7 protein-coding genes are annotated in these 14760 nt (G+C 35.6%); 4 read left to right on the forward strand and 3 right to left on the reverse strand.

What is annotated here, in order from left to right; genetic code table 11:
- Window positions 1-154 precede the first annotated feature (154 nt).
- The gene (locus ACEWK1_RS01040) at window positions 155-3421 is read left to right on the forward strand and encodes an efflux RND transporter permease subunit (RefSeq protein WP_212137413.1); all 3267 of its coding nucleotides are present in this window, start codon (window positions 155-157) and stop codon (window positions 3419-3421) included.
- Window positions 3422-3474: 53 nt separating this feature from the next.
- On the opposite strand, the gene ACEWK1_RS01045 is transcribed toward ACEWK1_RS01040, so the two are convergent.
- A complete protein-coding gene (locus ACEWK1_RS01045) occupies window positions 3475-5304 on the reverse strand; it encodes a DNA ligase D (RefSeq protein WP_212137415.1) in 1830 nt (609 codons plus the stop codon).
- Window positions 5305-5390: 86 nt separating this feature from the next.
- Here ACEWK1_RS01045 and ACEWK1_RS01050 point away from each other — a divergent pair, with 86 nt between their 5' ends.
- Both ACEWK1_RS01050 and pulA read left to right on the forward strand, forming a co-directional pair.
- Window positions 5391-5909, forward strand: coding sequence for a D-glycero-alpha-D-manno-heptose-1,7-bisphosphate 7-phosphatase (locus ACEWK1_RS01050; protein WP_232273534.1), 519 nt, complete (start codon window positions 5391-5393; stop codon window positions 5907-5909).
- 203 nt (window positions 5910-6112) lie between these two features.
- Window positions 6113-11740, forward strand: a complete 5628-nt coding sequence (pulA, locus tag ACEWK1_RS01055) for a type I pullulanase (RefSeq protein WP_232273954.1) — start codon at window positions 6113-6115, stop codon at window positions 11738-11740.
- A 175-nt stretch (window positions 11741-11915) separates the two neighbouring features.
- Here the strand turns inward: pulA and ACEWK1_RS01060 are convergent, their stop codons facing one another.
- On the reverse strand, window positions 11916-12818 hold the full coding sequence (locus ACEWK1_RS01060) for a Ku protein (protein WP_121661092.1): 903 nt from the start codon (window positions 12816-12818) through the stop codon (window positions 11916-11918).
- Between the two features lie 118 nt (window positions 12819-12936).
- Window positions 12937-13716, reverse strand: a complete 780-nt coding sequence (locus ACEWK1_RS01065; protein ID WP_212137421.1) for an undecaprenyl-diphosphate phosphatase — start codon at window positions 13714-13716, stop codon at window positions 12937-12939.
- A 117-nt stretch (window positions 13717-13833) separates the two neighbouring features.
- Here ACEWK1_RS01065 and ACEWK1_RS01070 point away from each other — a divergent pair, with 117 nt between their 5' ends.
- Window positions 13834-14439 (forward strand): DedA family protein, encoded by a 606-nt coding sequence (locus tag ACEWK1_RS01070; RefSeq protein WP_121664914.1) that lies wholly within the window; start codon window positions 13834-13836, stop codon window positions 14437-14439.
- Window positions 14440-14760 lie beyond the last annotated feature (321 nt).

Here is a 14760-nt window from a genome sequence, read left to right on the forward strand (position 1 = left end):
TTTGCTCTGGTAAAAGTAGTCACGTATCCTAATAATTAAATGTTACGATAAGAATGCTTGTCTCAAAACATGTTAAAACTTGAAATAGCAAATGTAAGAATTTATATTGAGTTAGATATTACATAATACTGACTTTTATAGAGAGGGGTAAAGAATGAAAATAAGTTCTTTTTCAATAAGAAGACCTGTGTTCACTATTGTGACAATGATTCTTGTTTTAATACTTGGTGCTGTTTCTGTTATAAATATTCCATTGAAGTTGATACCTGAAATCAATCCTCCCATTGGAGTAGTCGTGACCAATTATCAAGGTGCTGGCCCAAATGAGGTGGTTGAAAAGGTATCAAAGCCATTAGAAGAAGCACTTTCAACAGTACAAGGAGTGGACACAATCACCTCCACCTCACAGGAGAATGCAAGTTTAGTCATTATGCAATTTTCTTGGACAACACATATTGATGATGTTCAGGATGAAATTAGGACGAAAATGGAGGATGCACCGCTTCCTGATGATGCTGGTGATCCACGCTTCTTAAAGTTCGATCCATCGCAGTTTCCAATTATTCAACTTTCGTTAACATCAAGTGAAAATGCTGATCAGCTACAAGAGCTTGCTCAACAATTAGAGCAGGAATTAACCAAAACAGAAGGTGTAGCAAGTGTAAACCTCTCAGGTATAACGACAGATGAGGTTAGTGTTGTAATTAATCAAGAAAAGTTAGAAAAATATGCACTTAGTCAATCTGAAATTGTGGATGTGATTAGAGCAAACTCAGTAACAACACCTGGAGATCCTGTTGTCACAGAAGGCAAACAGCTAACAACTAGGGTTATTAGTAGTATTGATTCTGTTGATGTATTAAAAGGTCTAGTTGTAAAAAAGGACCAAGCAAATGGAGATAATATTACGATAAATGATGTGGCAGCTGTTGCTATTACACCACAAAAATCAAACACAATTACCCGTGCAAATCAAGAACCGTCTTTATTAGTAAGTGTCCTGCAACAATCAGATGCTAACACGGCTGCTGTTTCAGATGCGTTTCAAGAAAAATTAGATGAAATGCTATCAGAGGAAGAGTATGAATCTATTGAGGCAAATATCATTTTTGACCAAGGAGATTATGTTGATCAGGCTATCGGAAACATGGTGAATACTCTACTAATTGGTGGACTTCTTGCCATGCTGATTTTATTTATTTTCCTTAAAAGCGTAAAAAGTCCCTTAATTATAGGGGTAGCCATTCCATATTCCGTTATCGTAACGTTTGTGTTAATGTATTTTTCAAATTTTACCCTAAATATCATGACCTTAGGTGGTCTAGCATTAGGTATTGGTATGCTTGTTGATAATGCAATTGTTGTAATAGAAAATATCTATCGACACCTATCAATGGGAAAGAATCCAAAAGAAGCGGCTTATCAAGGGGCAAAAGAGATGGGACCTGCCATTATTGCATCAACGCTAACAACGGTTGCTGTGTTTTTACCCGTAGTCTTTATTACAGGAATCATTGGGGATCTTTTTACAGAATTTGCGTTAACCATTGCATTTAGCTTATTTGCATCATTATTTGTTGCATTAACAATTGTTCCAATGCTCGCCAGTCAATTATTAAAAAAGCCTCGCGAAAATATGGAAAAGGTTCGAAGAGAGTCTTCATTTATGCATTCTTTAGACGGAGCTATTAGGTGGGCACTCCGAAATCGTGCCTTAGTTTTGGTTTTAACGTTAATGGTCTTTGCTGGAAGTTTATATGGATTCACAAGGGTAGGAGCTGTTTTTCTGCCAAATACTGATGAAGGTTTTTTCACCATTGATGTTGAGCTTGAAAACGGAACTGCTTTGTCGGCAACAAGCGAAGTAGTTGATTCAATAGAAAAAGAACTAGAAGAAGAGGAAGCTGTTGATTTATATGTAAGCTTAGTTGGCTCAACACAGGAAGAATCTTTTAGAGGATCTGGTAGTACCAATATAGCTGAAATCTATGTAAAATTAAAAGAACTACAGAATAGGGAAATATCTACATTTGATTTTATTGATGATGTAAAGAAGTCGTTAGAGCAAGCTGCTAGTCAGGTAAATAACACAGCTGAGCTTTCTTTTAACACTCAATCTTCAACAGGTTCAACACCTAATACGCTAAGCTTTCATGTTAAAGATACAAATGAAGCTCGCTTAAAAGAATCAATTGCCAAGATAGATGAGGCGTTACTTGATATTGAAGAAGTAGCTGAATTAAGTAATGATTTGACTGAAACTGTAGAAGAAATTCAGATTAAGGTAAATCGTGAAAAGGCACTTGAAAATGGATTAACACCTGCTCAGATAGGTATGGTTGTTAATGATGTAACAAGAGGAACAGATGCAATTCAAATGACGAATCAAGAAAACAATGAGATTTATACTGTAAATGTGCGTTATGAAGATTCTGTTCGTGAGAATATTGATGCATTAAAACAATTGCTTATTAAAAAACCGAATAATAGTTTTGTTAATCTAGGTGATGTGACAACAATTGAAGTGGGAGAAGGCCCAGTTTCTATTCAGAGAATCGATAAGCAACTAGCAGTACAATATACGTTACGGTACGAAAATACAACAAATTTAGGTGATATTTCTGCTGTAGTTGATGAAGAAATAGAGAAGCTTGATTTGCCGGAAGAAACGGAAATTGAATTTGGTGGTGATCGAGAACTCTTAGAATCTTCAATGGATGACATGATATTAGCGTTTGTTCTTGCGATCGTCTTTATCTACATTGTCATGGCTGCACAATTTGAATCTTTTAAATATCCGTTTGTTATCATGTTTACCGTTCCTTTAATGTTGATTGGAGTTGCTGTTTCGTTAGTAGCTTCAAACTCTCCAATTAGTTTAACAGTTGTTATTGGTCTTATCGTTTTAGCTGGTATTGTTGTTAACAATGCAATTGTTATTGTTGATTACATTAATCAGAAAAAAGCGGAAGGATTTAAAACATATGATGCACTTGTGGAATCTGTAAAAGTAAGAATACGTCCTATTTTAATGACTGCTCTTACAACTATTCTCGGACTTATTCCACTAGCTCTTGGCTTAGGTGAAGGAACTGAAATTAATAGGCCAATGGGAATAACGGTAATAGGTGGGCTTATCTCAAGTACTTTCCTAACATTGTTTATTATTCCTATTGTGTATAGTTTATTTGATAGGGAAACTAGAAGAATGAATAAAAAATATGTAACTCCAGACGGTCAGTTAATTCCAGCTTATTTACTTGAAGATAAACTCATTCAGGAAGATAGACAGGAAGAAATCGAAAGCTCACAAGATAATAAAGAGCAACTTCCGGCGCCACCAAACCCTTCTAAATTTGAAAAAGAGGATATGGTGATTATGCTCGAACAAATCATTGATATTGTGAAAGATAAAAAATAGAGGACAAATGGGGTGAAAATCCCATTCGTCCTTTTTTATAAGATCAGAAGCGCTTAGCTCAATATTTGATCGATTAATGAACGTAGCATATCGTCTTGTGGAGATTCTCCATATTTTTTAAACGGACAACCTGAGTTCTTTACTCTGTTTAATACATGTTCTATTGTAAATTGCTCAACAGAAAGTTGTGGAGTAATTTCCTCCCAATATAGAGGTGCAGCGATATAGGCACCTTCTTTTTTACCGCGAAGAGAATATGGAGCAATAATTGTTTTACCTTCGGCGTGTTGAATGTAATCCACATACAACCGGTTCCCACGATTTTTCTTCATTCGTTCAATCGTAAAATCATCAGGAAAACTTGTTACCAAAAATTCAGCAATAAAACCTGTGAATATTCTTGTTTCTTCATAAGTAAGAGAATTTTTGGAAATCGGTATATGGATTTGTAATCCTTTATTACCTGATAATTTTGGAAAGGTAGTTAACTGAAATTGGTCAAAAATCTTTTTCATTTCTAATGCAGCTTTAATAGCTAAGTGGAAGTATTCTTTAGAAGGAGGATCTAGATCAAATACGATTTCAGTTGGGTTACTAGTGTCGATTGTTTGAAATGGTATATGATATTCAAATGCTAATTGATTCCCCAACCAAATTAATGTCGATAAATTATTACAAATAATATAATCAATATCCTCATGTTTTTTTGTTTGTATAAAGTCAGGTGCATAGTCAGGGCAATTTTTTTGATAAAAGGCTTCGCCAAACATTCCATGTGGAAAACGGATTACAGTTAACAATCGATTTTGTAAAAATGGTAGCATATAGGGAGAAATTTGAACTAAATAACTTAAAAATGTCTCCTTTTTTAAGTCAACCGTTTCCCATAAAGGTTTGTCTGGATGTGTGATGGAAATTTCTTGATGAATAGGTGCAGTTTTAAGTAAAAGCATATCCCATGTACAATCTTCCACATGATAATCAAATCGAAATGTAAAAAAAGATGGTTCTCTTAGCTGATTTTTATATAGAGATAAAAACTGTAATTCAACCACAATTGCTGGTTTTATCTCAATAAAATTGGCAGTTTCCGATTGTTTGTTTTCTCGGATAATTTGCAGAAGTGCATCACGTTCTTGACTGGAAATTCCATGAGAAAACACTCCTGCTTGAATAATGTTATTTTTTGCATAAACTCCAACATGGAAGTAACCATTCTCTTTATCATAACCAGTAATAAAAAAGCAGGCTCTTTTATAATTCTTAATTTTTAGCCATTGCTTCGTCCGAACGCCTGCCTCCCACTTACCTTTATGCTGCTTCGCAATAATGCCTTCACCATCTTCTAACTTCATCTCTTGCCATAAGGTTGAATAATCGGTTGTACAGGGAACATACTGAAAAAGATTAGAAGTTTTAGTATCAACAGTAGTACCGAGGTTTAACGCCTTAAAAAGATTTTTCAACTCAGACTTTCTTTCCTTCAATGTATTTGATTGTAATGAATTACCTTTTAATTCAAGTAGATCAAAGGCTAGAAATCGACAAGGATGTTTCTCTGCCTCATGAAGTATTTTTTCCTTGTTTTTTAACCTGCCTCTAATTTGAAGTAATTCAAAGTTTGAAAAATGGGGCGTTTCAAGATAAACGAGCTCTCCATCTAATGTAATTGGTAAAAATGGCTCGAAGGCTTTATGTAGTTTTTTAACTTCATTTATAATTTCTGGAAAGTTGTCATTTAGTGATTTTTCATTTCTACTCATTAACTCAATGGATGTGTTTGTAATGGTTAATATCGAGCGAAATCCATCATATTTCGTTTCGTAAATCCAATCTGAACCAGTTGGAATATCTGCGTGTAATGTAGGAAGCATTGGTTTCATGATTTTCCCCCTAAATTGATAATCGTAAGTATCTAATTCTTAATATGGACAGATATATCATGAAACATGAAAGGAGAGAGTTATTTTTGAACAAAGCTGTATTTTTAGATCGAGATGGTGTAATCAATGAGGTGCTAACCAAACGTGTAAAGTTTGTTAATAAACCAGAGCAAATGTATTTGCTTGAGGGTGTTGGTGAAGGGATAAAAATGTTAAACGATGCAAACTTCTTAGTCTTTGTTGTAACCAATCAGGGTGGAGTTGGATTGGGGTATATGAAGGAAGCGATGTTAAAAAGGGTACATGAAAAAATGAAGAAAGATATTAATGAGTACGGTGGAAAAATTGATGATATTATTTATTGTCCTCATAAGCCTCATGCCGGCTGTGCTTGTCGCAAGCCAGAACCTGAGATGCTCCATACACTTGCGAACAAGCATCAAGTTTCTTTAAAAGAAAGTTATATGATTGGTGACCGAGATGTTGATATTATGGCTGGGAAGCAAGCAGGAGCAAAGACAATTTTAATTGGAGATGAAGAGGGGTTAGCGGATAAACATTTTTCTTCTTTATATGAAGCAGCTGAATGGATTATATCTCACTAAAAAGCGATCGGATGTGTTCCGGTTGCTTTTTAATAACCAGAATATTATTGCAACCTTATTCACAACATGATATTCTATTAACGTGAAAACGCTTGCATTTAAAGGATTTCTGAAATTATGAAATCTTTATTATTTTTACTTTTTGTGCAAACGTTTCCGCAAATAGTGACGAAAATTAGGGGAGGTAAAGAAATTTGAACGTAATGAAAAGAAGGTCATTAACGTATTTAGTTGTGTTTATTTTGTTTTTACAGCTGTTTTCAGGTCTTTTTCCTTATGCAAACGCTAGCGCACAGGTAATTAGTCCTGTCATTGGAGAAGATGGCAGTGTAACATTTCATTACAATCAGACAGACGAATCATCGGTATTTGTTATTGGCAGTTTTAATGGATGGGATGTAACAACTGCTGTTGAAATGACGTTAGAAAATGGGGTCTTTTCGACCGTTATTTCAGACCTGGAGCCAGGAGATTATGAGTATAAGTTTCTTTTTAATAATCGCAACTGGGATGAAAACAGTACTGATCCACTTAATCCAAATACAGCGAACGGCAATTCAGCCTTTACAATTGAGTCATTAGAGCCTGTAAAGGTTCAATCAGCTTTAATGGACTCACTTAGTGAGATTCTTGTTACAACAAACAAGAACTTTGGTGAGCAGAAATTTGTTTTAACGGATGTTGCTGAAAATAAGGTGATAGAAACAACTGTAACAAAAGTGGATGATAAGAAAGTCAAATTGACTCTCACTGATGAATTAAGTGTAGATGTAAGAAAAGTCTATAAAGTATCATTAGGTGATTCTGAGGGTGAAAAGGTAGTAATGCGTAACGTATTAAATGATGACAGCTTTTTTTATGCCGGAAATGATTTAGGCTATACGTATTCTTCTAGTAGTACAACTTTTAAACTTTGGGCACCAACTGCATCAAAAGTCAGTCTAGCAATCTATGAAGAAGCAGGTACGTATGAAGGTCCTTTTGTTACTGACCATACAGGCGGTTCAGAAAAGCTCATGACGAGAGCGGACAATGGTGTTTGGTCAATAACAGTTGATGAAGACTTGAAGAATAAATACTATATGTACAAACTCGAATTCGCTGATGGAACTTCTCATTATGCTGTTGATCCATATGCACGTTCTACTTCTGCTAATGGACAAAGAGCTGCGATTGTAGACTTAGACAGTACTAATCCTACAGGTTTTGACCCTGCAGATAAACCTGCAGTAGTTTCTCCTGCTGATGCCATTATCTATGAACTCCATGTAAGAGATTTTTCAATCGATGAGCAATCAGGTATGGAGAATAAAGGGAAATACTTAGCTTTTACCGAGACAGGTACAACAGGTACTAACGGTGTCAAAACAGGAGTGGATTCTCTAAGAGAATTAGGTGTTAACTATGTTCACTTATTACCAACTTATGACTTTGGTTCAGTGAATGAATTAACGGTCAACGACCCAAATTCTTCGGATGTTAAGTTTAACTGGGGTTATGATCCAATTCACTTTAATGTACCTGAAGGCTCGTATTCTAGTGATCCTATGGACCCGACTAGTAGAATTAAAGAATACAAGAGAATGGTTCAATCCTTACATGATAATGGGATACGTGTTATAGCAGATGTTGTCTACAATCACACCTATATGAATGAATCAACACAGCTTGAAGGAAGCTCACCTTTTGATCTTATTGTTCCCGGTTATTATTATCGTACCGATGATGCTGGGAATATTACAAATGGATCTGGTACAGGTAATGAAGTAGCCTCTGAACGACCAATGGTCCGTAAGTATATTAAGGATTCTGTGCAATATTGGGCGACTGAATTTGGAATTGATGGGTTCCGATTTGATTTAATGGGCCTCATCGATCAAAAAACAATGCAGGAATTAACGAAAGAACTACAAAGCAAAGTGGATCCTAATGTGTTAATTTATGGAGAGCCATGGACAGGTGGGTCAACTAGTCTTCCTTCTTCTATGCAGCACGTTAAAGGCTCTCAAAAAGATCAAGGCTATGCTGTTTTCAATGATAATATTCGTGGAGCTATTAAAGGTGATAGTGATGGAGCTGGAACTGGCTTTGCAACAGGTGCTTCTGGAAAAGAGGGGGACATTGTTGAAGGTGTAAAAGCGGCAATTGACCAGTTTACAAGCAAACCTCAAGAGAGCATCACATATGTAACTGCACATGATAACTTGAACCTATGGGATAAATTAATGAGAGTGGCTGGTACTGATACAGACCATGAGTCAGGTCAATATGATCCTCATGCAGTTATTACAGAGGAAGATGCTTTAACGAATGAATGGGTAAAACGTAGTCTTTTAGCAAATGGAATTGTATTAACATCACAAGGCATCCCATTTCTTCATGCTGGAGAAGAAATGCTTAGAAGTAAATATGGTGTTCATAACAGCTATAAAAGCCCTGACAGTATCAATAAGATTCGTTGGGAATTAAAGAACGACTATCAATCTGTTTTTAATTACTACAAGGGACTAATTGACCTACGAAAAAAACATGCTGCTTTTAAAATGGATTCGAAGGAAGATGTAAAATCACATTTACAAGTATTAAAGCAGAATGAAAATGTTGTGGCATATCAACTAAAAGATCACGCAAATAATGATACATGGAAAAATATCGTTGTTATTTATAATGCAAATAAAACGGCAAAGGAGGTAGCTTTACCTGTAAACGGGAATTGGAATATTGTGGTTGACCATACATCAGCTGGTACTGAAACAATTCGTACAGTTCATTCAGACACAGTAACTGTTGAAGGTCTTTCTATGATGGTTCTTTATGATCAAAAAGAAGCAGAATACACACCTGTGCCGACAAGTATTGAAATAAAGCCTGATGCATTTGCTATTAATCCCGGTGAAACAAAAGGTGTTAGTGCTTATGTGAAGGATCAAAACGGTCGTGTTATGTTAGGGGAAGACTTAACATGGACTTCTTCAAATGAAGCAGTTGCAACAGTCAGTAATGGTCGAGTTGATGGTGTAGCAGAAGGAGCTGCTATTATTACCGTAAAAGCGGGAGAAATTCAAGCAACAATTGAAGTTACGGTTGAAACACTTGTACCAGATACAATTTCAATTGTTGGGAATGACTCAGTGTTTGCAACATATTCAACACAACTATCAGCTCAGGTGAAGGATCAATTTAATCAAGATTTATTAGATTCAAAAGTAACATGGTCATCCTCTGACAAAACGATTGCAACGGTTGACAATAGCGGAAAGGTGACAGGAATCAAACCCGGTAATGTTGTTATTACAGTTACTTCTGGAGCTGCACAAGCAACTTTTGATATAAAGGTGCAGGAGAATGTTAAACGCTATGTGCGTATTAAGTATGTGAGACCTGACGGAGACTTCACTGGTGACTTTGGTGCTTGGAACTTGTGGGTTTGGAATACAGGTGTGAAAAACGACCAAATTGACTTTGAAACAATTGAAGGTGATACAGCTATAGCAAATGTTGAAATTGCCCCTGAAACAGAGTCGATTGGATTCTTAGTAAGAAAAGGAACGGATTGGAACACAGCTAAGGTTTCACCTGATAGTGATGACCACAACGTGACGATTAATCGTGATGATATAATAACAAAGGTAACCGTTGTGACAGGTGTTGCGGGTCAAACAGTTGTACCAACTGTGAAAGGTCCTGATTTACAAGATGGAAATGTTACGTTCTATTATAGAGATGAAGAACTTTTCCAAAATGATGAAATGCATACGATTGATGATGTGAAGGTAAAAGTTAATGGTCAAGAATATCGAATGGAATATAGTGGACAAAATGAGTTTTTTACTTATAAATTAGAGAATTTAGAGGAAGGTTCACATGAATATTCCTTTTTAGTGACTAAAGACGGTGAAACCAAAGAAGTAACTGATCCAAAGAACACGAAAAATGGCAAATCAACCATTACTTATACTCTTCCAAACTTAAACATTGAAACGAAGGTTTCACCTTCTGAAATCACATATGATGAAAATACTGTTTTAAAAGTAAATGTTACATCTGAGGATCAAGTTAGCATAAAAGAAATTACGGCTGATTTGTCAGCATTAGGTGGAAAGAGCAAGGTTGAAATTGATCCAACAGTAGGTGCTGTTTCAATAGGTGCTAACGAATCGGTGACAGCTGGAGATAAGGAAATTGTTATCAGTGTTGTTGATGAGTTCGGAAATACACACAAAAAATCAGTGATAGTAACGATCAAGCCAGAACAAGTTGTAGGCGATAAGCTAGACTTTGATTGGGATGAGGCACGAATTTATTTTATGTTAACAGACCGTTTTAAAGATGGTGATTCATCTAATAACGGCGGAGTAGAGTATGATCCAACACACTCAGAGGCATATCATGGTGGTGACTTCCAAGGGATCATTGACAAGCTAGACTATATTGAAGACCTTGGTATTAATACAATCTGGATTACACCAATTGTTGATAATATTGACTTCAATAAAGGCTTAGATTTCAACACAACAGAAGGGCTTGAAGCAAAACAGTATGGTTACCACGGATACTGGGCAAAGGATTTTACAACGTTAGATGAGCATTTAGGTGATATGAAAACTTTCCAAAAACTCATCGAAAAAGCACATGATCGTGGAATAAAAATTATGCTAGATGTGGTTGTAAACCATGCAGGATATGGTATGGATGGGGAAGTATGGGAAACTTGGAAAGCAGATTCTGAGAATCTGCCAACTGAAGAAGAGTTGGCTGAATTTGGCGGTATGCTTCGAACAGTTGATGAGGACCCAACAGTACGTGGTGAACTAGATCATTTACCAGATTTTAAAACAGAAGATCCTGCAGTGCGCCAACAAATCATAGACTGGCAAACAGCTTGGCTTGAAAAAGCGAAAACGAAACGAGGAGATACAATTGACTTCTTCCGCATTGATACAGTAAAACATGTAGAGGATGCAACATGGCAAGCATTGAAAAATGATCTAACTTCTCTTGATCCTGAATTTAAAATGATTGGAGAATATTGGGGAGCAAGCATCACTAATGATGGCGGATACTTAGGAACTGGTCAAATGGATTCACTATTAGATTTTGATTTTAAAGAAAAAGCAAAATCTTTTGTAGATGGTTCCATTGATGGTGTTGAAACATATTTACAAGACAGAAATAGTCAACTTTCAAACACAGCAACACTTGGGCAATTTCTAAGCAGTCATGACCAGAATGGTTTCTTAACGGAGTACGTGAATGGAGATGTTGGGAAGCTGAAGGTTGCATCTGCTCTACAAATTACATCGAAAGGTCAACCTGTTATTTACTATGGCGAAGAACTGGGGCGATCTGGGAAATCGGATTGGGAAAAAGATACGGAAGGAAATGTAGTGGCATTTGGTCAAAATAGAGGTGATATGCCATGGGATCTCTATGAAGATAAAGACCCAGAAGCAATGGCTCTACATGAACATTACTCAAAACTTCTAAATATTCGTAAAGATTTTTCAAAAGTCTTCTCAAAGGGTACGAGAGAAAAAGTTGCAGGTGGAGACTCTGATAAATACATTGTTTTCTCAAGAGAATATGCTGATGAACAATTATTAGTTGGCCTTAATACAACATCAGAAAAGAAACAAGCGACTTTTAAAGTGGACTTTGCTCCAAAAACAAAGTTAACAGATCTTTACAGTGGTAAAAAATACAAAGTTACTAAAAACCAAGAAATAACGATAGAATTGCCTTCAAAAGATCAAGGTGGAACAGCTATTTTGGCAGAATTTACTCCAGGTAAATCAAATAAAAAACAAAAAGATCATAAGAAGAATAACTAAATTGTTTAAATGTAAAAGCTAAGAATAGTAAAATGTATATTGATACTAAAGGAAAAGTCTGATGAAATTTCATCAGACTTTTTTTCAATAAAGAAGAGATCCTACACTTGGAAGGTATTTTCTAGCTGAATATAGAGAAAAAAGAATCTTATAAAGACTCCCTTTTTTAGAATATTTAAGCTTTTTTACGTACTGTTTTTGTTTTCTTTTCAGCTGTAGCAGCATTGGTTGGTGCAGTAGGTGTAGTAGTAAGATTCTCTCCAGCAGCTTTTGCTTGCTTCGCGGGTTTTGGTTTTGGTTGTGGTTTCTTTGTTTTTTCAATACTAGCCTGAAGGGCGCTCATTAAGTCAACTACATTTTGTCTAGGAGCTGCTTCTGCAGGAGTTTTTCCTTCGTTTTGATTTACCTTACGTTCAATTAGTTCTTGAAGTGCTAAACGGTAATCATCTTTGTATTTTTCTGGTTCAAATGTTGTTGTTAGTTGATCAATCAGCATGATGGCAGTTTCAAGTTCTTTTTCGCCAACTTCAACTTGCTCGGGAACACTCGGTACTTCTTTAACATTTCTTACTTCATCAGGATAGTGAACAGTTTCCATAACAATGCAATTTTCATAAACTCGAACCATTGCTAATTGCTGTTTTGAACGAATTGTAATTTCAGCAATTCCAATTTTTCCGGACTTTGTTAATGCTTCACGAAGGAGACCGTATGCTTTTCCACCGTTTTCTCCAGGACCAATAAAGTAAGAGCGATTAAAATAAATAGGATCTATGTCATTGATACTAACAAAATCAATAATCTCAACTGTTTTATCTTCATGCTCATCTTTCAATTCTTTTAATTCTTCCTCAGTTAGAACAACATATTTTCCCTTAACATATTCATATCCCTTTACAATCTCATCTGGAGTAACTTCTTCATCACAATTTGGACATGTTTTTTCATATTGAATTGGAGAGTGACATTTTTTATGAAGAGTTCTAAGTTTAATATCCTTGTCTTCAGTAGCTGCATAAAGCTTTATAGGAATATTAACGAGCCCGAAGCTTATTGAACCTTTCCACATTGTGTGCATCTATGATCCCTGCCTTCGTCAAAATGTTTATTTAGTACTTAGCTTCAGTTTTATACAGTGTTTTCATAAGTAGAAATAGCTACCAATTAAAAAAAGAGCAGAAAAGTCCTGCTCAAAGTTAAAATGTCCCCATTTGCTGAAGCGCAATAATAACTACTCCGAGAATCCAAACATAAACAGCAAATAATTTTAACGACTTGTTCTTTACAAATGAAATCATAAACTTTACCGCAATATAGCCAAAGATAGCAGAAGCAAGTGTTGCGATAAACATGGATGTTAAGCTTATTTGTGGGACATTTCCAGATACCATATCCTTTAATTGGAAAATAACTCCTCCACAAATGGCTGGAATAGACAGTAGGAAGGAAAAGTAAGCCGCTGCTTCTTTGTCCATTTTTCGCATTAGCGCTCCAACTATGGTCATTCCAGACCGAGATATGGCTGGAAAAATCGCAAATGCTTGAAAGCTTCCAATAAAAAAAGAATCAAAAAGAGAAATGTCTTCTACTTTTTTTGCTCCATTTTTAATGGAATCGGCAAACCATAAGAAAGCACCCGTTACCAGAAATTCCCATCCGATTGTAACGCCTGATTTTGAAATGCTATCAAAATAGTCACTGAACAAGACACCAGCAATAACAGCAGGGATTGTTCCAATAACTAGAAGAGCAGTAATACGGCTAAAAGGGTTTTTAATTAGTTTTAGTAAAATATCTTTATAAAAAACAACTAACGCGATAAGTGTACCAAGATGGAGCATGGTGTCTAAATACAACCCCGCTTCTTCTAGTCCAAAGAAATTGCGACCTAAATATAAATGCCCCGTACTACTAATTGGAATAAATTCAGTTAAACCTTGGATAATTCCTAAGATGATTGCCTGAAGCCAATCCATTTTCATACCCCCCCATTAAAACAATGCTTGTCTGTATACATGAATATGTGTAATATATAAGCTTGTAGAACAACTTATTGGAAAATAGGTGATATAGTGGAAGAATTAATTCTTTCTATGCTTGAACAGTTTAAAGAACTTTCTTATTTTGGAATTATGCTGGCATTAACATTTGAATTTGTACCAGCGGAGTTAGTACTACCTCTTGCTGGTTATTGGGTTTATGAAGGTGATATGACATTATGGGGGACTGTTCTTGCAGGTACAATAGGTGGAACGTTCGGTCCATTGACTCTTTATGCAGTTGGAAGATATGGTGGAAGACCATTTATCCTTAAGTTTGGAAAATACTTTTTCATTAATGAAGAAAAGCTTGCTAAAGCAGATGAATTTTTTGAGAGAAATGGTGCAATGGTTGCTTTTACAGCAAGATTTCTACCTGGAGTAAGAACGTTGATCTCCATTCCATGTGGTATGGCAAAGATGAATGTTTGGATTTTCTCTATCTATACGTTTGTTGCAATGCTGCCGATTACTTTTATTTATGTTTATCTTGGATTAAAGCTAGGCGAAAATTGGAAGAACGTAGGTGAGCTTGCAAACCAATATATCCTTCCTGCCGGTATAGCAGTTCTCGTTATATTTGTTGCTTATAAACTAATTACTCGTAAAAGAAAGAAAACTTATAGTGCAGAACATAAAACAACATCAAAAAAAAATTAAAATAGGTTGACTTTAAAATCCAACTGCTTTTTTTGCATGATTGGAATTCGTCTCAGAAAGACCTTTGCCGCCATTGGCAAGGGTCTTTTTTATTAACAAGGGTAAATAATATTAGGTAATTGAATAAAAGCCTGTTGTGGGTACGTCAAAAAAAATTGTTCAATATGTCAAATGTGTAACAAATTATAGGTCTAAAATCCCTAAAATGAAAAAAAACGATAAAATTTAATTTCTACACCCTTAAGATGAAATAAGGGTTCGAAACTATGTATTGAAACGAAAAAAAGCTAAGGAGGATTAGGTGAAACCGCATTGCATCAA

Source organism: Metabacillus sp. YM-086, assembly GCF_048059995.1.
Lineage (GTDB): Bacteria > Bacillota > Bacilli > Bacillales > Bacillaceae > Metabacillus > Metabacillus litoralis_B.

What these genes read in the sequence shown, in the direction of transcription:
- ACEWK1_RS01060 (WP_121661092.1), bottom strand. Translation starts at nt 12,818, where the DNA reads ATGCACACAATGTGGAAAGGTTCAATAAGCTTCGGGCTCGTTAATATT.
- ACEWK1_RS01065 (WP_212137421.1), bottom strand. Translation starts at nt 13,716, where the DNA reads ATGGATTGGCTTCAGGCAATCATCTTAGGAATTATCCAAGGTTTAACT.
- ACEWK1_RS01040 (WP_212137413.1), top strand. Translation starts at nt 155, where the DNA reads ATGAAAATAAGTTCTTTTTCAATAAGAAGACCTGTGTTCACTATTGTG.
- ACEWK1_RS01070 (WP_121664914.1), top strand. Translation starts at nt 13,834, where the DNA reads ATGCTTGAACAGTTTAAAGAACTTTCTTATTTTGGAATTATGCTGGCA.
- pulA (WP_232273954.1), top strand. Translation starts at nt 6,113, where the DNA reads ATGAAAAGAAGGTCATTAACGTATTTAGTTGTGTTTATTTTGTTTTTA.
- ACEWK1_RS01045 (WP_212137415.1), bottom strand. Translation starts at nt 5,304, where the DNA reads ATGAAACCAATGCTTCCTACATTACACGCAGATATTCCAACTGGTTCA.